Below are 18,134 nucleotides of genomic sequence, written 5' to 3'. Positions count from 1 at the left end.
AAGATAGGCATCAAACCATTAATGTTTCAAGACATGCTAAGGTACGGAACGGCCGAAAATCCGATCTGCCGTTCGAATTGAAGTATTTGGCTGCTCGGGGCGGCCTCGTGCGGGCGGTGTACAGTTTCCATGCCGCAGCGTAAAGTGCGGCAAATTCCACGATCTCCCGATTCAATGACCGACTCAGCCGCAAAAACACTCGTGCCCGTCCTGCGAATCAGCTTCCCGGATGAGGATCGCCTCGGCCATGGCAAGATGGAACTGCTGGAGCATATCCGCCAGACCGGATCGATCTCGGCGGCGGGGCGGGCGATGGACATGTCTTATCGCCGGGCATGGCTGCTGGTCAGCGAGATGAACCGGATGTTCTCTGAACAGGTGGTGGAATCGCAGCGCGGCGGGCAGAAGGGCGGCGGCGCGGCGCTGACGCCGTTCGGCGAGGAATTGCTGGCGCGTTTCCGCCGGATGGAAAGGACGATGCGCACCAGCCTTGCCGAAGATCTCGCCTGGCTCGAGGGCAAGCGTAACCTGCAGCAGGGCGAGCGCGGCTGATCAGGCCTCCAGGGCAACTGTCTTGATGACGGCGAAGACCGCCCTTCCCAGTCGAAGATCCAGACGCTCGCAGGACAGTGTGGTGATCCGGGAAAGAATGATATCGCCGCCGCAATCGAGCCGGATTTCCACCGTTCCGTCCTCGGTCGACGACATCGCTTCTATCCTTGCTTCCAGGATATTCAGCGCGCTGAGCCCCTCGGGCCTTGCGGTCGCCAGCATGACATCGCGGGAGGGAATGCGGATGCGGACCGATTTGCCGGGCGCAAGGGCGGCACCGGGAATATGGAGCTGGCAGGATTTCAGCGCGATAGTCGACAGGCGGTGAAGCGCATCGAAGCTTTCCACCGTGCCTTCCAGCAGCGCGCCCGCCTCGCGCCGCTCGGAGGCGGCGGAGGGGCGGCTCAATATGTCGATCGCGGGGCCTGTCGCTTCCACCTTGCCGTCGCGCATGACGACGACCTGGTTTGCCAGCCGCGCCACCTCGGCGATCGAATGGCTGACATAGACGATCGGGATGTCGGTTTCGTCGCGCAATCGCTGGAGATAAGGCAGGATCTCGGCCTTGCGCGCATCATCGAGGGCGGCGAGCGGCTCGTCCATCAACAGCAGGCGGGGCGAGGAGAGAAGTGCGCGGCCGATGGCGACGCGCTGCTTCTCGCCGCCTGAGAGTTTCGCGGGGCTGCGCTCCAGCAGCGTCTCGATGCCGAGCAGGTCGACGATGTGATCGAAGCTCTCGCCGTGTGCCGGTCTCGCCGCGAACCAGCGGCCATAGGAGAGATTGGCGCGAATGCTGAGATGCGGGAAAAGCCGGGCCTCCTGGAAGACATAACCGAAGCGGCGGCGATGTTTCGGGACGAAGATACCGGTTGCGGTTTCGGTCAGGGGCTCGCCGTCCAGGACGACGCGGCCTTCGTCCGGGCGGGCGAGGCCGGCGATGATGCGGATCATCGAGGTCTTGCCGGAGCCGGAGCGGCCGAACAGCGCGGTGACGCCGCGCTCGGAGGTGAAGGCGGCATCGAGCGAAAAGGCGCCGAGCCTCTGTTTTGCCTCGACGATCAGCGTCATTCCGGATCGATCCTCCGGCCGGCGAGACGGGCAAGGAATTCGGAGGCGAGCAGGGCGGCCATGGAAATGACGATGGCGACGAGCGTCAGGCGGAGCGCGCCGGCATCGCCGCCAGGCACCTGGGTGAAGGTATAGATCGCCGACGACAGCGTCTGGGTTTCGCCTGGAATGTTGGAGACGAAGGTGATCGTCGCGCCGAATTCGCCCATCGCCTTGGCGAAGGAAAGGATCATGCCGGCGATGATGCCGGGCAGGGTCAGCGGCAAAGTGATCGTCAGGAAGACCCAGAGAGGGCCGGCGCCGAGCGTTCCAGCCGCCTCTTCCAGCTTGCGGTCGACCGCCTCGATCGACAGGCGGATGCTGCGCACCATCAGCGGAAAGGCCATGATGGCGCAGGCCAGTGCAGCACCCGTCCAGCGGAAAGACAAGACGATGCCGAAATACTGGTCGAGCAGGCTGCCGATCGGACCGCGGCGGCCAAACAGGATGAGGAGAAGAAAACCGGTGACGACCGGGGGCAGGATCAGCGGCAAGTGAACGACGCCGTTCAGCAGCGATTTACCCCAGAAGCGGCCGCGGGCAAGCAGCAGGGCGACGAGGATGCCGAAGGGCAGGCTCGCCAGCATGGCGACAATCGAGACGCGCAGGCTGAGCAGGATCGCCGTCCATTCCTCATCGCTCAAGCCCAACATGTCCAAATGCAGCGGTCTCCCCGGAAAATCGAAGGCTCGCCGTGGCGAGCCCTCACGCTAAGCTGCGGCCGACGATTCCGCAATCATTTCAGCCCTCAATCACTTGAAGCCCAGATCATTTCAGGCCCATATCACTTCAGGATGGTGAAACCCTGCGCCGTGAAGAAGGCGGCCGCCTTGTCGGATTTCAGGAAGTCGAGATAGGCGGATGCATCCGGGTTCTTGCTCTCGGCGAGGATTGCGATCGGATAGATGATCGGCGGGTGGGAATCGGCGGGGAATGTGCCGACGATGGCGACACCCTTATCGGCCGCGGCATCCGTCTGATAGACGATGCCATAAGGCGCTTCGCCGCGCGAGACGAGGGCAAGGGCGGCGCGCACGCTTTCGGCGCCGGCGACCTTGCTTTCCACTGATTTCCAGACGCCGAGCTTTTCGAGCGCGGCCATGCCGTATTTACCGGCCGGAACCGATTTCGGCTCACCCATGGCAAGCTTGCCGCCACCGAGGAGTCCTGCGAGATCGAAGCCCTGCTTGATCTCGACCGGTTTTGCCTTGTCCTTTTCCGCCACGAGCACAATCTTATTGCCGAGCAGGTTGGAGCGGGTATCGGCCTTGATCAGGCTTTTCTTGGCGAGATACTCCATCCAGTCGAGGTCCGCCGAGATGAAGACATCGGCAGGGGCGGCGTTTTCGATCTGCTTGGCCAGCGCGCCGCTCGCGGCATAGGAAGCGACGGCGTCCTTGCCGCTTTCCTTCGTCCAGGCGGCATTGGCGGCGTCGAGCGCATTCTTGAGGCTCGCTGCCGCAAAGATAGTGAGCTTTTCGGCTGCGGCGGCAGGCGTCGGAAGCGCTGTCGCGCCAAGCCAGAGGGCCGAGATCGCGGCGGTTGCCAGTTTCATCCATTGGCGACGGTTTTGCATGATTATTCCCCGGGGTTCGAAATATTGCGACGAATATAACGAGCCACACGCCTTGGCTAGGGATATATCCAAGAAAATATAACCGTATTGGGCGCTCGCGTTCGCAGCAGCGCGATGTTCACGCATTCGTGAGGTGCATGGCTTCCGCCGAAAGTGAGATCAGTAGGGTGAAAATACCTGGGAGACAGTTTGCAAACCGCAAGGACTGCCGGCCGCCGGGACCAGTTCCTTAATTTTTGCTAATAAAAACGGCAATGGGGAAGCCAAATTCACCTCGAGATTTGCATCCTATGCATTGCTGCAATGCACCAATCGATATTCACCTTTTTGTCGAATATGATAAAACATACTCATCGACACGGCTTCTCCTCCTCCCATAGCCGTTCGATAGGGTCGACAACACTCCTCCTCCCAGTTGTCGATCGAGTTTATAAGCCCGACGGATCTCCTCCCCCGTCGGGCTTTCTCGTTTCCAGGATATTCTGAAATCAGGCCGGCGCATGCGTCTTGCTGGGCGCGGGGCGCTCTATTCGGCGTCGGCGTGCGACGAGCCGTTGCGGATTGCCGTCGAACTCAGGCCGGAGCGCGGCCCGTGGATGAAGGTCCAGGCCGGCGCACGCTTCTTCCAGAGAACACGCGCGTCATCCTCGTCAACACGGGCGAAATCGAAGGTCCTGGCCATTTTCGAGGAGAGGAAGGAAAGCGTCGCGCCCGGCCGATCGATCACCGCGATCGGGAAGGTGCGGGCAATCTCCTGCCATTTCTGCCATTTGTGAAAGGTCTGCAGGCTGTCTGCGCCCATGATCCAGATGAAATGCACATGCGGATTACGCGCCTTGACGCGGGCAAGCGTGTTGGCGGTGTAGCTGACGCCGAACGTCTGTTCGAAGGCGGTGACCTTGACGCGGGGATCGGCGGCAACACGCTCGCTTTCGGCAATGCGCTCGGCAAGCGGGGCGAGCTGGTTGCGGCTCTTCAGCGGATTGCCGGGGGTGACCATCCACCAGAGCTGGTCGAGGCCAAGCCGCTTGATGGCGATTTCGGCGACGAGCGCGTGGCCCTGATGCGGTGGATTGAACGAACCACCGAACAGACCGACGACCATGCCGCGCTCGCTGTGCGGCATGCGGAGATAGTGCCGGTCCACATTCTCGGTCGTCACGTCAGGGCCGCGTCTGTCCGGCACCATGCACCCGATATTTGAAAGAGGTGAGCTGTTCGACACCGACAGGCCCACGGGCATGCATCTTGCCGGTGGCGATGCCGATTTCTGCACCCATGCCGAACTCGCCGCCATCGGCAAATTGCGTCGAGGCGTTGTGCAGCAGGATCGCCGAATCGACCTCGGTGAAGAAACGCGCGACGACCTCAGGGTCCTCGGCGATAACTGCCTCGGTGTGGTTGGAGGAATATGTCTGGATATGGGCGATGGCGCCCGATATGCCGTCGACGACGGCAACCGAAATGATCGCGTCGAGATATTCCGTCGACCAGTCCTCCTCGGTCGCGGGCTTCATGCCGGGCGCGACCTTCAGCACCGTCGGCGAAGCGCGGATTTCGCAGCCGGCCTCGGTCAGAACCTCGAGCAGCGGCGTCAGATGCGTGCCGATCGCGGCGCCATCGACGAGCAGGGTTTCGGCCGCGCCGCAGATGCCGGTGCGGCGCATCTTGGCGTTGACGATAATCTTTTTCGCCATTTCGATATCGGCCGAGGCATCGACATAGATGTGGCAAAGGCCTTCGAGATGGGCAAAAACCGGCACGCGGGCCTCGCTCTGCACGCGGGCGACGAGGCTCTTGCCGCCGCGCGGCACGATGACGTCGATCGCGCCGTCGAGGCCGCGCAGCATGGCGCCGACTGCAGCGCGGTCGGTGACCGGCACGAGCTGGATAGCATGCTCTGCAAGTCCCGCCGCCTTCAGGCCCTCGACCAGGCAGGCATGGATAGCCTGCGATGAACGGCGCGAATCCGAGCCGCAACGCAGAATGACGGCATTACCCGCCTTGAGGCAGAGGGCGCCGGCATCCGCAGTGACGTTCGGCCGGCTTTCGAAGATCACGCCGATGACGCCGAGGGGTGTGCGGACCCGTTCGATCTTCAGCCCGTTCGGCCGGTCCCAGGCAGCAATGACTTCGCCGACCGGATCGGCAAGGGCGGCGATGGCGCGGATTCCCTCCGCCATTTCGGCAACGCGCTTGTCATTCAGCGTCAGCCGGTCGATGAAGGAAGCGAGCATCTCGGTGCCTTCGATGTCCTTCAGGTCCTTGGCGTTCTCGGCAAGAATATGCGCCTTGTTCGCTAGGATCGCATCGGCCATGGCATTCAATGCGCTGTTCTTGGCCTCAGTGGACGCAAAGCTCAGTGGTCGTGCTGCAGCCCTTGCCTTGCGGCCGATGTCGTTCATCAGCGCGTCAATGTCAGGGCTTGGCGCAACGGTATCAAGCATAGCTCGCGTCCTTCTTCTGCCTTTCCGATTTCGAACCGACCTGCGCGGTCATTACCATGTCGTCGCGATGGACCATGGCGGCGCGCCCGGCATAACCGAGAATGGCCGCGATCTCCGCCGACTTGCGGCCGGCAATCCGACGGGCGTCGTCGGCATCGTAGCTTACCAGGCCGCGGGCGATCTCGCGGCCGGCCGGGCCGATGATCGCCACCGTATCGCCGCGGCTGAAGAGGCCGGAAACGCTGCGCACGCCGGCTGGAAGCAGGCTTTTGCCGGCCCCGAGGGCAACGACGGCGCCGTCATCGACATGCAGTTCGCCGGCCGGCTGCAACTGCCCGGCAATCCAGGTCTTGCGGGCGGTAACGGGTGTGCCCGATGGCGCGAACCAGGAGGAACGCGCGCCGTTTTCGATCGCCGACAGCGGATTGTCGGTCTTGCCGGAGGCGATGATCATCGCGCAGCCTGATGCCGTCGCAATCTTGCCGGCATCGATCTTGGTGCGCATGCCGCCGCGCGAAAGTTCCGAAGCGGCTCCGCCGGCCATCGCCTCGATCTCGGGGGTGATTTCGGCAATCGTCTCGAGGAACGTCGCGTTCGGATCGAGATGCGGTGGTGCGGTGTAGAGGCCGTCGATATCGGAGAGAAGGATGAGCAGATCGGCGCCGGTCATCGTCGCAACGCGGGCGGCCAGCCGGTCGTTGTCACCATAGCGGATCTCGCTGGTGGCGACGGTGTCGTTCTCGTTGATGATCGGCACGGCGCCGATCTTCAGGAGCTGATTGATGGTGGCGCGCGCATTGAGATAGCGGCGGCGCTCCTCGGTATCACCGAGCGTCAGCAGGATCTGGCCGGCGACGATCTCGTCGCGCGACAGGCTTTCCGACCAGGCGCGCGCCAGCGCGATCTGGCCGACGGCAGCCGCAGCCTGGCTTTCCTCCAGCTTCAGCGCGCCCGAGGGCAGGTCGAGCACCGAGCGGCCGAGCGCGATTGCGCCCGAGGAGACGACGAGCACGTCGATGCCCTTGGCCTTCAGGCTGGAGATATCGGCGCACATGGCATCGAGCCAAGCCTTCTTCAGCCCGGCCTTGCGGTCGACCAGAAGCGCAGAGCCGATCTTGATGACGATGCGGCGGTAGCGGCCATGCGGCTTACGGCTGGTCATCGTCCTCGCCCTCATCGGTGACGACCATGTCGCGATGGCGCAGCTTCGGCACCTTGGCCGGCTTCTCTTCGGTATTGGCCTCGACGATGATGTCGCGGAGTGCGCGCAGCACCTCGGTCATGCCCTTGCCGGTGACGGCCGAAATCTGGAACGGCGTCTTGCCGCAGGCCTTGGCCAATTCCTTGGTCTTCTTCTTCAGTTCGGCATCGTCGAGCACGTCAATCTGCGACAGCGCCACGATCTCAGCCTTGTCGGCCAGCTCGTTTCCGTAGGCTTCGAGCTCGTGCTTGACCGTCTTATACGCCTTGCCGACCTTTTCCTCCTGGGCCGAGATGAGGTGGAGCAGCACGCGGGTGCGCTCGACATGGCCGAGGAAACGGTCGCCGATGCCGACCCCTTCATGGGCGCCTTCGATCAGGCCCGGAATGTCGGCAAGAATGAATTCGCGCTCGTCGATGGTGGCGACGCCGAGATTGGGATGCAGCGTGGTGAAGGGATAGTTGGCGATCTTCGGCCGGGCGCGGGTGACGGCAGCCAGGAAGGTCGACTTGCCGGCATTGGGCAGGCCGACGAGGCCGGCATCGGCAATCAGCTTCAGGCGCAGCCAGATGGTCTTTTCCTCGCCGGGCAGACCGGGATTGGCCCAATCCGGCGCCTGATTGACCGAAGTCTTGAAATGGGCGTTGCCGAAGCCGCCATTGCCGCCATGAGCGAGACAGTAACGCTGGCCTTCGACAGTCAGGTCGCAGATCAGCGCTTCCTGATCTTCCTCGAAGATCTGAGTGCCGACCGGAACCTTGAGCGTCACGTCGCTGCCATTGGCGCCGGTGCGGTTTCTGCCCATGCCATGGGTGCCGATCGTCGCCTTGAAATGCTGCTGATAGCGGAAATCGATCAGCGTGTTCAGGCCGTTGACGGCCTCGACCCAGACGTCGCCGCCGCGCCCGCCGTCACCGCCATCCGGGCCGCCGAACTCAATGAATTTCTCGCGTCGGAAGGAAACGCTGCCGCCGCCGCCGTCCCCGGACTTGATATAGACCTTTGCTTCGTCGAGAAATTTCATTTTACTTCCAATATTCAGTGGCAGTTGGACGGCCCGTCTTGGCCCATTCGATATAGGCGGTTCCGACGGAGGTCAAAGATTATCGTGAATTTTGCGAGCTATAACATACAGTACGGCTTCGGTCTCGACGGCAGATACGATCTGGCGCGTATTGCCCGGAGCCTCGAGGGAGCCGATGTCATCGCGCTGCAGGAGGTGACTCGCGGTTTCTCCCGCAACGGTTTTGCCGACATGGTGGCCGATGTTGCAGCCTTTTTTCCCGACTATTTCTGGGTCTATGGGCCAGCCTGCGACATGCATGTCGAAGCTGATGAAGGCGGGCTCCAGCCGGTGCCGGGCACCCGTTTCCAGTTCGGCAACATGGTGCTGTCGCGCTGGCCTGTTGTCTCGACCCGGACGCTGCTTCTGCCGCGCAGCCGGACGATCGGCAAGATCAACCCGCAGCGCGGCGCAACCGAAGCGGTAATCGCAGCACCCGGCGGGGCGATCCGCGTCTACTCCGTGCATCTCGACCATGTCTCCGCCGATGAGCGCATCCGCCAGCTGCAATTTCTGAACGCGCATATCAATGCCTTCGTCCAGGAGGGTGGATCGCTGACGGGGGGTGGTGAATTCGATCTGCCGGAGCCGCCGCTGCCGGAGGATTACGTGATCATGGGCGATTTCAACATGGAGCCGGAATCGCCGGAATATTGCGCGCTTGCCGGTGCTGGCGGCGGATATTATGGCCGTGTCGCCCGGATCGGCACGCCGATAGACGCCTTTGCGGCGCTCGAAGCCTATCGCCCGGGGAGTTACAGCTGGATGGATCCCGAAGATCACGGCAAACGCATGCATCTCGATTATTGCTTCGTCAGTTGCGGCCTCGAGGGCCGATTGAAATCCGCTCGGATCGATACGCAATCCGAGGGCTCCGATCACTTCCCCCTATGGGTCGAAATCGTTGATTGAGACGCCGCCGGTGCGGCGACGTCTCGATTTTGATCAGGCAACCTTTCGCGGTTGCAGCATGCCCGGCTGCAGCACGGTTTCGATGTGCGACACCATCGTGTTGCGAGAGAAACAATAGATTTCGCCGCAACCCGTCATGTGGAAACCGAGCTTCTCCTGCAGTCGCAGCGAAGCGGGGTTGTCGGCGAAGACGCCGGAATGGATCGGCGTCTCCGGCATGCGGCGCGAGAAGCGCTCGATGATCGCCGCCACCGCCTCGCTCATATAGCCGCGCCGCCAGTAATAGCGGTTCAGCCAGTAGCCGAGGTGCCAGCGACCGTGGCGCAGCTCGATCGAGACGTTGCCGATATGGACATCGTCCTTATCGGTGATCGCCAGCGGCCAGTCGGGCAGGGTGCCCGAGGTGACCGGGATCAGCCAGTCCAGCGCATCCTGCCGGTCGAACGGTGCGGGTACGCGGGACAGCATGCGCGTGACCGCGAAATCGGAGAGCGATTCCGCGATCGCAGGTGCATCGCTCAGCCTGTGGGGGCGAAGCGTCAGCCGGGCGGTCGAGATAACAGGCGCGGGGCCGGGCATCATCGGCTTGACCTCTGGCCTTTGCAGCGCAGTCGTGCTCATGCGATGTTCCCCCAGCTTCGGAGGGACATCCAGGTCTTTCGGTCGAGCCTGTACCATTCGACCGGCACGTTGCTGCCGAGCGCCAGCGAGGCGGCGAGCCCCGATCCCTGGAACTGGAAGCCGCACTTCTGGATGACGCGGCGCGAGGCGACGTTCATTACCCGGCAGCGGGCATCGATCTGATCGACGTCCTGGCGGGTCCTGAACACCATATCGACCAGGGCATGGCAGGCCTCGGTCGTATAACCCTTGTTCCAATAGGGCTCGCCCAGCCAGTAACCGATCTCGACGGTTCTGCCGTCCGCATGCGGCTCGACGCCGCAGCAGCCGATAAAGGCGCCATTTTCAGCCTTGGTGATCGCATAGACGCACTTGCCAATATCGCCATTTTTCGTGCGACGCACGAAGTCAGCAGCATCATCGGCGGTATAAGGGTGCGGCATACGCGATACCATGGTGGCGACTTTGGCGTTGTTGGCGAGATGGGCAAGGGCGTCGATGTCTTCTTCGTGGGGCGCGCGCATGACGAGCCTTTCCGATAACAAGACAGGGCAATCGGTCCTTAACCGTTCCGGCCTCAGCCGTTCTTCGGAAGACCGCTGGTCTTCCCGGGGCGACCGTGATTGGTCTGCCCTTAACAATTCGCCTTGCATGGTTCAGTCCTCCTTGAGGGGTAAAGAAAAAGGGGAGATGGCGCCCCATCTCCCCTGTTTTCTAGACTGAACCTGATACGGCCAGCCGGGTCGATGAGACGCCGGCTGTTTTTGAGCGCTACCGGCTTATTCCGCTGCTTCCGCTTTCGGCATGACAGACACGTAGACGCGACCGTTGGCCTTCGTTCGGTAGTTCACATTGCCGGCGGTAAGCGCAAAAATCGTGTGATCCTTGCCGAGGCCGACGTTGGAACCCGGATGCCACTGCGTCCCGCGCTGACGCACGAGGATGTTGCCTGCGATGACGGCTTCGCCGCCGAACTTCTTCACGCCAAGGCGCTTGGATTCGGAATCGCGACCGTTGCGCGAGGAACCGCCAGCTTTTTTGTGTGCCATTGGAGTTCTCCTTTAAACCTTGTCCCGTTGATCTTACTTGGCAGCCACGATGTCCGTGATACGGACGACCGTGTGATGCTGACGATGGCCGCGCGAACGCTTCGAATTCTGACGGCGGCGCTTCTTGAAGGCGATGACCTTCTTGCCGCGGTTCTGTTCGACGACTTCTGCCTTGACAGAGGCGCCGGTTACGAAGGGCGCACCGATCGCAGCGTCGGCGCCTTCGCCGATCACGAGCACTTCGGTGAATTCAATGGAATCGCCAGCGGTGGCTTCCAGCTTTTCGATGGTCAGCACGTCGTTGGCTGCCACACGGTACTGTTTACCGCCGGTCTTGATGACTGCGAACATTTTTTATCCTTTCATGTTCGTTCCAGCTCTCCTCGCCGATTGAGCAAGGTGGCCGTCTTTTTATCAGTCGAAGTTAAGCAGGGATTTCAGAGGACTAACCTCGAACTCTTCCTGCCGGTGAAGCGCCCCACGCAAACGCAGGACGAGCTAGGCACGGATTTCTCCAAACCTATTGCGCAGCCGAGATACGCGAGTGACAAAAAGCTGTCAAGGCAAAAGGATGGAATGGTTCGACTTTTCGGCTTGCCAGCCTGTCATTTGCCCGTTATGAGAACGCCCGCGCCGAACAAGCGCCGACCAGACCGCGGAGAGGTGGCAGAGTGGTCGAATGCACCGCACTCGAAATGCGGCATACCTGCAAGGGTATCGTGGGTTCAAATCCCACCCTCTCCGCCATAAATTTCCCGGGATTATTAACGTTTGAGATTACCGGGAGATTGCCGTGACCGGCGGTCAGAATCGCATGCATTCCAAGGCCGCACCCAGAGCCGTTCCCGAATCAAAACATCGCGCTTTGCTTGCGCTGATTCTGCCCGATATCCATTGAGCGAAACAGGCAGGAGACAAATATACGGGTGGCTCTTGGTGCGGGATCTCGTCAGTTACCCAGCGCCTTCTTCACCCAGACTCCAACCTCATCACCGCTGCTCATATCTGCCTGCACCAGCCCATCTATCATGAAGGTCGGCGAGACGTGGATGCCGTTCTGCCGGGCATATTTGCAGTGCCACTTGATCTCGCGGTCGAGATCCGGGATTGCGAAGGCTTCTTTCAGCTTGACGCCGCTGTAGCCTTCCAGGCGCTCGATGATCTGGTTCGGCGTCACATCCATATTCGGGCCGCCGGCGTGACGCTCGAATTCGAACTCCTCGCGATGGGCTGCAATGGCGGCCATCACTTTCTTTGCTGTCTGCTTGCCGCCTTCCAACGTTGAGGCTGCGATGATGCAGCGGACGAGGACACCCGAATACATATGCCAGGGCTGCGACTGCAGGCGGATCTTCACGGTGATCCTGTCCTCACCGGCCTGGCTCAGCAGTTCGTCGAGCTTGTTGAACGCTCTGACCGAGTAGGGGCAAGTCGGCTCCAGAAAGGCTTCGAAGATGCGGGGACCAGTGCCCCAAGTCAGCGGATCGGCATGCCAGGAAGTGGTCGTCATGGAATTCCTCTCTGAGGGTAAGGTATCTGGAGCAACTTAGGTCACCAGGCTCCAGAAGCCATGCTTCTTGCCGTGCCGACGTTTGAGTTCCGCGACATAGAGGTCATGGGATCTGGTGTTGCCGAAGTCATCGATATGAGGCGCAAAGGATGCACAGTCCGCCAGATGCCTCGCCGCATGCTTATAGCGGCCGGACCGGCCGCTATCGAGCGCGAAATCGATCATGGAGCGCAAGACAATGGTGGCCGCGAGCGGATGTTTCTCCGCCAGAGCTTCGGCCGCCAGCGTCATCAGCCCATAGAGATCGCCATCCAGTTCCGCCTTCCTGCTCGCTACAAGTTTTGCCGCCTCGGCAGGCGCCGGCCAGTTGAGAAAAAACGCAAGTGCCTGGTGGACGTCAGGAAAAGCCCGAACATGGACAAATGCCTTCTCCTCGGCCTCAAGATCGTCGAAATCGGGCAGCCGCTTGAGGAAAGCCTTGAGGTGCTCGCCATACAGTGACTGCTCGAAGCATGTCCATCTATAGGTCTGCGCCTCCGATGCACGCCCCAGGGCCTCGAGCGTCTCAACGCGCGCGCGCTGCCATTCGAATGGCATGTCGGCCCAGCCTCTCCTGTCGGCCTCATCCAACGTCTCAAGCGCTTCCTTCGCCCGGCCGGCCGAGAGCAGACGATTGGCGATGTCGGCAGCTATCATCGGCGCCTTGCGCGCGTCCTCGGGGTGTTGGCCAATGTAGGCATCAACATCGCCCTGGGCGTCGGCAATTTCCTGCAAGGCTATGCGCACCGTCAGATCTCGCTGAGTGCCGTCGATCTCATCTTCGTAAAGGGGGCCTGCGCTGCCCCAGCCGATGATCTCGCGCTTGTCCTCCGTCGGCTTGTCTTTCGGCTCCTTGGACCATTGGATGAAGAGGGTTTTCAGGCAATCGAGACCATCCTTGCCGAGAGCTGGCGCCATCGCCGCAATCAGGTTGTCGTACTGGCCGTAACCATCGTCTTGCACGGCTTTGAACACCTTCTCGGCCAGGACATTGGAGTCAATCTTGGCGGACGCGGCGATTGCGGCAGCATCCTCGCAAGCCTGATGAAAACTTTGGATGACAGAACCGCTGCTCTCGTTGGATCTCTCAAAGATGGAATTCGCCAGGGCGAGGAACTGCCATATCAGTTCGAAAGCCTCCTGGGGATCATCGGCGGCAACCGTCTCTGTGATCGTCTTGCGCTGCGTTTCCAGGTCGCTCTTCAGCGCCTTCACTTTGCGCCAGTTGATGAGGGTGCGAGCGCGGGCGATGCTGGCAAGCCGTTTTCGTACCTCACGCGCGACCTCGGCGCTGCCGTGATTGCCGGCAAGCTCCATTCGAAGCCGTCGCTTATGGGCAGCACTGCCCATGCTGATCTCGACCAGCAGCTCGGCAAGGCGCTGCGCACCAAGGGATTCAAGATTCTTCGCATTGAGTGTTGTCTTGGCTGCCATCGGTCATCGCTATCGTTTCTGCGATGACCCTACCCTGCAGGCAGTGCGAGGCCAAGGTCCGGGAATGTGCACAGGGATAATCCTCTGTGCCTCGCTATTAGCTAAAAACTAACGCTGCCTCGTAACGACTCCTAAAGCCGGTTTTGGCACCTTGTTGCCTGTCGAATATTGCTTCCAAATTTCTCGCTGGGGTTGATTATGAGTCATAATAAAGACGCCTGGGTCAGCCAGCGCGCTTATTCACTATGGGAATCGGAAGGCAGGCCGGATGGGCGTGGGGAAAGCCATTGGGCGCAGGCGCTGAGGGAGTTCGAGCAGCTGGAGCTGACGAAGGCCTCGCCTGATGGAAACGATCTCATCGAGAAGCTGAAGGCAGCCGGGCGGCTGATGCGGATCTATGACGAGGCGGCGCCCGCCGTCGAGAACGACCGGCAGATCAAGGCGGCTCGCTAGGCCGTATTTTTCGATCCCTGGGTTGCCGAAATATTCAGCGGCATTCCAGGCGGACGATCGGCCTTGCCGGCAGGCGTCTTGCCACCTCGACGAAACCGGCATCCAGAAACATCGACAGCGTTCCCGGATAGAGCTCGGCTCCGTTCGAAGCACGGGCTGCCTGATCGACAGGGTAGGCTTCGAGACATTCGGCGCCGTTCGCGCTTGCGAATTCGACGGCGTGTTTCAATAACAATCGCGACAGACCCTGCCGCCGGAACGACTTGCGGACGATGAAGCAATTGATCGACCAGACCGGCTTGTCATCCACCGGCGCAAAGGGTTTTGAACGGCGCAGCCGGTCGAATACGGCGCGTGGCGCGACACCGCACCATCCGGCCGGTTCATTCTCGTGATAACCGAGAATACCGGGCGGGCGCCGTTCGGCGACGAGGCTTCGGAACCAGTTGCGATTTCCCTCGCCTCATCCTGCCTTGTAGTCGGCATTCGGACGATACCAGTAGGCGCAGCGACAATTCCGGCCGTCGGCGCTATCGTCGAAGACCGCTTCGATATCGGCCAGGCGGTCGGTGGTTGCGGGGAAGAAAGAGAAGCGATCCTGCATCCGGGCAAATTATGGCGCGGGCGGGTGATCGGCAAGCAGTCGCCCGTGCCGGCCGATCAGCCGCGGCGGCCCACCAGCTTGAAATGCTTATTCTTTAGCGGCCGACGTCGTCCGGCTGTCGCCGCCGGTCGGCATTCGCCGGCGTGCGGTTCGCCCTGACGCTACTGGCGTGCGGCCCAGCTCAGGCCACGCCGCAGGATGAGGGGCATGTAGGGATGGTCGAATTCGGCTGCGACATGGCCGAGGGCGGAATAGAAGATGCGGCCGGCACCGAAATGGCGCTTGAAGGCGACGGGCATCACGACATTGCGGGCTGCCGGATCGTAGGCGCCGGTGAAGGTGGTGGTCGCAAGGATTTCGACGGTCGGATCGTAATGAAGGTAATATTGCTCCGAACGATAGTCGAAGTCGGGGATGCCCTCCATGACGGGATCGTCCTGGCGGGTGACGGCGACGCGGAAGTCGATGATATTGCCGGGATGGGCGACCCAGGTGACGCCGGAGACATAACGGAAAGGCGCGCTCTCCTTGAAGGATGTGGCGAGTGCGCCGTGATGGCCGGCAAGCCCCAGCCCGCCGCGCACCGCTTCGACGAGGGCGCTAGCATGAGGCTTTTCGAGCGTTTCGCCGGTAATGATGGGCACCAGCAGATCGGCCTTCGTCAGTGTCGGAGATCCGAAAATGCCGAGATCGCCGGTTACCTCGACCGCAAAATCGTCCTCGCGCAGAAGGTCGGCGACGATATGAGCGCATTGCTCCGGTTCATGACCTTGCCAGCCGCCCCAAACGACCAATGCCTTCCTCATTCGCGCTCTCCCTGCCTGATGGCTGCAGACCGTTGATCATCACATGGTGGTAGAAGCCCCTTAGATCGCGCGGTTATGCAAATCACGCGAATAATTCATGAATATTGCGGGTCCGGCACCCATCGCCCGGACGGGCGGCTTCGGCATTTGACGTATTGTCCGTTTGCGCCGATCGCAGTTCCTTCTTTTTATTGACGTGTAACTCGTTTAGGCTTCTCCCATCTCTCGTGAACAATAGGGTGGTGTATGGCAGGTGAAACGGTTCTTGTCGTCGGCGGCGCCGGCTATATCGGCTCGCATACGTGCCTCGACCTGGCGAACAAGGGCTATAGGCCTGTCGTCTTCGACAATTTTTCGAACGGTCATCGCGAGTTCGTCAGATGGGGGCCGGCCGAAGAGGGCGATATTCGCGATCGCGCCCGGCTGGATGAGGTGCTGGCCAAGCACAAGCCGGCGGCGATTCTGCATTTCGCGGCGCTGATCGAGGTCGGCGAATCGGTCAAGGATCCGGTTTCCTTCTACGAAAACAATGTGATCGGCACGTTGACGCTGCTTTCGGCGGCACAAGCGGCCGGCATCAATGCCTTCGTCTTCTCCTCGACCTGCGCGACCTACGGCCTGCCGCAGAGCGTGCCGCTCGACGAGACGCATCGGCAGGTGCCGATCAATCCCTACGGGCGAACGAAATATATCGTCGAACAGGCGCTTGCCGATTACGACCAGTACAGGAGCCTGCGCTCGGTGGTGCTGCGCTATTTCAATGCGGCCGGCGCCGATTTCGAGGGCCGGATCGGCGAATGGCACCAGCCGGAAACGCATGCAATACCCCTGGCGATCGACGCGGCACTCGGCCGCCGCCAAGGCTTCAAGGTGTTCGGCAGCGATTACGAGACACGCGACGGCACCTGTGTGCGCGACTATATCCATGTGCTGGATCTCGCCGATGCGCATGTGCGCGCCGTCGAATATCTGCTGAAGGGCGGCGATTCCGTTGCGCTCAACCTCGGCACCGGCACCGGCACGACGGTGAAGGAATTGCTCGGCGCGATCGAAGAAGTGTCGAACCGGCCTTTCCCGGTCGAATATATCGGCCGGCGCGAAGGCGATTCGCACACGCTGGTGGCCAATAACGACAAGGCGCGCGACGTGCTCGGCTGGGTGCCGCAATATGATCTGTCTGAGATCATCCGCTCCGCCTGGGATTGGCATGCAAAATCCAACCAGCATTGAGAAGGCGCGCCGGCCGAACGTCCTGCTGATCACGGCGGATCAGTGGCGCGGCGATTGCCTGTCAGCCGTCGGTCACGCCTGTGTAAAGACGCCTGGTGTCGATGCGCTGGCGCGGGAAGGCACGCTCTTCCGGCGGCACTATGCCGGCGCGGCACCCTGCTCGCCGGCGCGGGCCACGCTCTATACCGGCCTCTATCAAATGAACCACCGCGTCTGCCGTAACGGTTCGCCGCTCGATACCCGCTTTGACAATCTGGCGCTGGCGGCCCGGCGGGCGGGATATGACCCGACGCTGTTCGGTTACACGGATACGGCGCCCGATCCGCGCGGGATGGATGCCGGCGATCCGCATCTGACGACCTACGAAGGCGTGCTGCCGGGTTTTACGGCCCGCCAGCTTCTGCCGGAGCACGAAAGACAATGGCTCTCCTGGCTACGGTCCCGCGGCCATGCCGATGCCGTCAGCCGCGATATTCACATTCCCGTCGGTGCGGGAGCGGGAGAAATTTCGAATGCAGCGCCGGCCTATTCGCGCGACGAGACCCAGACGGCTTTCCTGGCCGGCGAGTTCATTCGCTGGGTGGGCGAACAGGACAGGCCGTGGTTTGCGCATGTCTCCTTCTTGCGTCCGCATCCGCCATTCTCCGTGCCGGAGCCGTTCAACCGAATGTTCAAGCCGGGGGACGGGCCGGTTTTTGCACGCGCGGCAAACTGCGAAGCCGAACAGGACAGTCATCCCTACCTCGCCTATGCCATGCCAGGCTCCGACAAGGGCAGCTTCATTCACGGTGCAACGGGGCCGCTCAGCGACTGGGACGGTGAGGATTTCGCTGCGGTCCGGGCGATCTATTACGGCATGATATCAGAGGTCGATGCGCAGCTCGGCCGTATCTGGCAGGCCCTCAAGGATGCGGATGCCTGGGACGATACGCTTGTTGTCTTCACCTCCGACCACGCCGAGATGGCGGGCGATCACTGGACGCTCGGCAAGGGCGGCTTCTTCGACGGCAGCTATCATATTCCGCTTGTCATTCGCGATCCCTCAAGCAGTGCTGCGGGTGGGGTCGTCGACAAATTCACCAGCGCTGCCGATATTTTTCCGACACTTTGCCAAAGGCTCGGCGTCGACGCGACGAACGGGCTCGATGGCAGGTCGCTCATGCCGTTTGTCAGGGGTGGGAGCGGACAGAACTGGCGGGACGCGGCATTTTGGGAGTTCGATTTCCGCGACATTGCGCATGGCGAGGCCGAGCGGCATTTCCGGCTGCGGTCCAATGAATGCAATCTCGCGGTGATCCGCGACGCGCGGTTCAAATATGTGCATTTTACCGCATTGCCGCCGCTCCTTTTCAATCTTGCCGATGATCCGATGGAGCTCGACAATGTCGCGGCGGATCCGGCCTATGCGGCGATAAGGCTCGACTATGCCGAGAAGCTGCTGTCGCTCCGAGCACGGCATCTCGATCAGACGCTCGCTTATACCGAACTGACGGAAAGAGGGCCGGTGACCCACCGGCCCTGATGTTAGTC

Annotated in this window: 19 protein-coding genes, 1 tRNA gene and 1 pseudogene; 6 read left to right on the top strand and 15 right to left on the bottom strand. The window is 61.5% G+C overall.

The window, feature by feature from the left end; genetic code table 11:
* Nucleotides 1–174: 174 nt before the first annotated feature.
* The gene (locus tag ACD590_RS22055) at nucleotides 175–552 is read left to right on the top strand and encodes a winged helix-turn-helix domain-containing protein (RefSeq protein ID WP_018244112.1); all 378 of its coding nucleotides are present in this window, start codon (nucleotides 175–177) and stop codon (nucleotides 550–552) included.
* On the opposite strand, the gene modC is transcribed toward ACD590_RS22055, so the two are convergent.
* The 7 genes from modC to obgE all read right to left on the bottom strand — a co-directional run bounded on the left by modC (nucleotide 553) and on the right by obgE (nucleotide 7,907).
* The gene (modC, locus tag ACD590_RS22050; RefSeq protein ID WP_028734114.1) at nucleotides 553–1,620 is read right to left on the bottom strand and encodes a molybdenum ABC transporter ATP-binding protein; all 1,068 of its coding nucleotides are present in this window, start codon (nucleotides 1,618–1,620) and stop codon (nucleotides 553–555) included. It abuts the gene before it with no gap.
* The gene (modB, locus tag ACD590_RS22045; RefSeq protein WP_028734115.1) at nucleotides 1,617–2,318 is read right to left on the bottom strand and encodes a molybdate ABC transporter permease subunit; all 702 of its coding nucleotides are present in this window, start codon (nucleotides 2,316–2,318) and stop codon (nucleotides 1,617–1,619) included. The genes modC and modB overlap by 4 nt, the downstream gene beginning before the upstream one ends.
* A gap of 125 nt (nucleotides 2,319–2,443) precedes the next feature.
* Nucleotides 2,444–3,235 (bottom strand): molybdate ABC transporter substrate-binding protein, encoded by a 792-nt coding sequence (gene modA, locus ACD590_RS22040; RefSeq protein ID WP_439003361.1) that lies wholly within the window; start codon nucleotides 3,233–3,235, stop codon nucleotides 2,444–2,446.
* A gap of 526 nt (nucleotides 3,236–3,761) precedes the next feature.
* Nucleotides 3,762–4,424 (bottom strand): nicotinate-nucleotide adenylyltransferase, encoded by a 663-nt coding sequence (locus ACD590_RS22035; RefSeq protein WP_028734117.1) that lies wholly within the window; start codon nucleotides 4,422–4,424, stop codon nucleotides 3,762–3,764.
* Entirely contained in the window at nucleotides 4,399–5,682 is a 1,284-nt protein-coding gene (locus ACD590_RS22030; protein WP_130718333.1) for a glutamate-5-semialdehyde dehydrogenase, read from the bottom strand. The genes ACD590_RS22035 and ACD590_RS22030 overlap by 26 nt, the downstream gene beginning before the upstream one ends.
* The gene (proB, locus tag ACD590_RS22025) at nucleotides 5,675–6,844 is read right to left on the bottom strand and encodes a glutamate 5-kinase (protein ID WP_439003360.1); all 1,170 of its coding nucleotides are present in this window, start codon (nucleotides 6,842–6,844) and stop codon (nucleotides 5,675–5,677) included. Before proB ends, ACD590_RS22030 begins: the two co-directional genes overlap by 8 nt.
* Nucleotides 6,831–7,907: a GTPase ObgE gene (obgE, locus tag ACD590_RS22020; protein WP_439003359.1), complete on the bottom strand. Its 1,077-nt coding sequence runs from the start codon at nucleotides 7,905–7,907 to the stop codon at nucleotides 6,831–6,833. Before obgE ends, proB begins: the two co-directional genes overlap by 14 nt.
* A gap of 84 nt (nucleotides 7,908–7,991) precedes the next feature.
* Between obgE and ACD590_RS22015 the strand changes: the two genes are divergently transcribed.
* Entirely contained in the window at nucleotides 7,992–8,858 is an 867-nt protein-coding gene (locus ACD590_RS22015) for an endonuclease/exonuclease/phosphatase family protein (protein WP_112905554.1), read from the top strand.
* Between the two features lie 33 nt (nucleotides 8,859–8,891).
* On the opposite strand, the gene ACD590_RS22010 is transcribed toward ACD590_RS22015, so the two are convergent.
* From ACD590_RS22010 to rplU, 4 genes are all read right to left on the bottom strand, one after another.
* Nucleotides 8,892–9,479 carry a GNAT family N-acetyltransferase gene (locus ACD590_RS22010; protein ID WP_018244103.1) on the bottom strand — a complete coding sequence of 196 codons (588 nt, stop codon included), beginning with the start codon at nucleotides 9,477–9,479 and terminating at the stop codon, nucleotides 8,892–8,894.
* Nucleotides 9,476–10,132: a GNAT family N-acetyltransferase gene (locus ACD590_RS22005; RefSeq protein WP_017966066.1), complete on the bottom strand. Its 657-nt coding sequence runs from the start codon at nucleotides 10,130–10,132 to the stop codon at nucleotides 9,476–9,478. The genes ACD590_RS22010 and ACD590_RS22005 overlap by 4 nt, the downstream gene beginning before the upstream one ends.
* A gap of 126 nt (nucleotides 10,133–10,258) precedes the next feature.
* On the bottom strand, nucleotides 10,259–10,528 hold the full coding sequence (gene rpmA, locus ACD590_RS22000) for a 50S ribosomal protein L27 (protein WP_003567620.1): 270 nt from the start codon (nucleotides 10,526–10,528) through the stop codon (nucleotides 10,259–10,261).
* A 33-nt stretch (nucleotides 10,529–10,561) separates the two neighbouring features.
* Nucleotides 10,562–10,879: a 50S ribosomal protein L21 gene (rplU, locus tag ACD590_RS21995; RefSeq protein ID WP_003543907.1), complete on the bottom strand. Its 318-nt coding sequence runs from the start codon at nucleotides 10,877–10,879 to the stop codon at nucleotides 10,562–10,564.
* A 306-nt stretch (nucleotides 10,880–11,185) separates the two neighbouring features.
* Between rplU and ACD590_RS21990 the strand changes: the two genes are divergently transcribed.
* Nucleotides 11,186–11,275: transfer RNA gene (locus ACD590_RS21990), tRNA-Ser, on the top strand.
* A gap of 202 nt (nucleotides 11,276–11,477) precedes the next feature.
* Here ACD590_RS21990 and ACD590_RS21985 read toward each other — a convergent pair.
* Together ACD590_RS21985 and ACD590_RS21980 are read right to left on the bottom strand one after the other, a co-directional pair.
* The gene (locus tag ACD590_RS21985; protein ID WP_439003358.1) at nucleotides 11,478–12,038 is read right to left on the bottom strand and encodes a DsbA family protein; all 561 of its coding nucleotides are present in this window, start codon (nucleotides 12,036–12,038) and stop codon (nucleotides 11,478–11,480) included.
* 36 nt (nucleotides 12,039–12,074) lie between these two features.
* Nucleotides 12,075–13,511, bottom strand: a complete 1,437-nt coding sequence (locus ACD590_RS21980; RefSeq protein ID WP_439003357.1) for a DUF6880 family protein — start codon at nucleotides 13,509–13,511, stop codon at nucleotides 12,075–12,077.
* Nucleotides 13,512–13,709: 198 nt separating this feature from the next.
* Here ACD590_RS21980 and ACD590_RS21975 point away from each other — a divergent pair, with 198 nt between their 5' ends.
* Nucleotides 13,710–13,964 carry a DUF2934 domain-containing protein gene (locus ACD590_RS21975; protein ID WP_018448355.1) on the top strand — a complete coding sequence of 85 codons (255 nt, stop codon included), beginning with the start codon at nucleotides 13,710–13,712 and terminating at the stop codon, nucleotides 13,962–13,964.
* Nucleotides 13,965–13,998: 34 nt separating this feature from the next.
* Here ACD590_RS21975 and ACD590_RS21970 read toward each other — a convergent pair.
* A pseudogene (locus ACD590_RS21970) lies at nucleotides 13,999–14,568 on the bottom strand (GNAT family N-acetyltransferase).
* A gap of 161 nt (nucleotides 14,569–14,729) precedes the next feature.
* Nucleotides 14,730–15,374, bottom strand: coding sequence for a ThuA domain-containing protein (locus ACD590_RS21965; protein ID WP_439003356.1), 645 nt, complete (start codon nucleotides 15,372–15,374; stop codon nucleotides 14,730–14,732).
* A 246-nt stretch (nucleotides 15,375–15,620) separates the two neighbouring features.
* Between ACD590_RS21965 and galE the strand changes: the two genes are divergently transcribed.
* Nucleotides 15,621–16,604, top strand: a complete 984-nt coding sequence (gene galE, locus ACD590_RS21960; RefSeq protein WP_018517028.1) for a UDP-glucose 4-epimerase GalE — start codon at nucleotides 15,621–15,623, stop codon at nucleotides 16,602–16,604.
* Entirely contained in the window at nucleotides 16,582–18,126 is a 1,545-nt protein-coding gene (locus tag ACD590_RS21955; RefSeq protein WP_439003355.1) for an alkaline phosphatase family protein, read from the top strand. The genes galE and ACD590_RS21955 overlap by 23 nt, the downstream gene beginning before the upstream one ends.
* Nucleotides 18,127–18,134 lie beyond the last annotated feature (8 nt).

This window comes from Rhizobium sp. 862_C5_N1_2 (assembly GCF_051811205.1).
GTDB lineage: Bacteria > Pseudomonadota > Alphaproteobacteria > Rhizobiales > Rhizobiaceae > Rhizobium > Rhizobium leguminosarum.
Note: the sequence above shows the minus strand (reverse complement) of the source record. Positions and strands in the feature narration are given on the sequence as shown.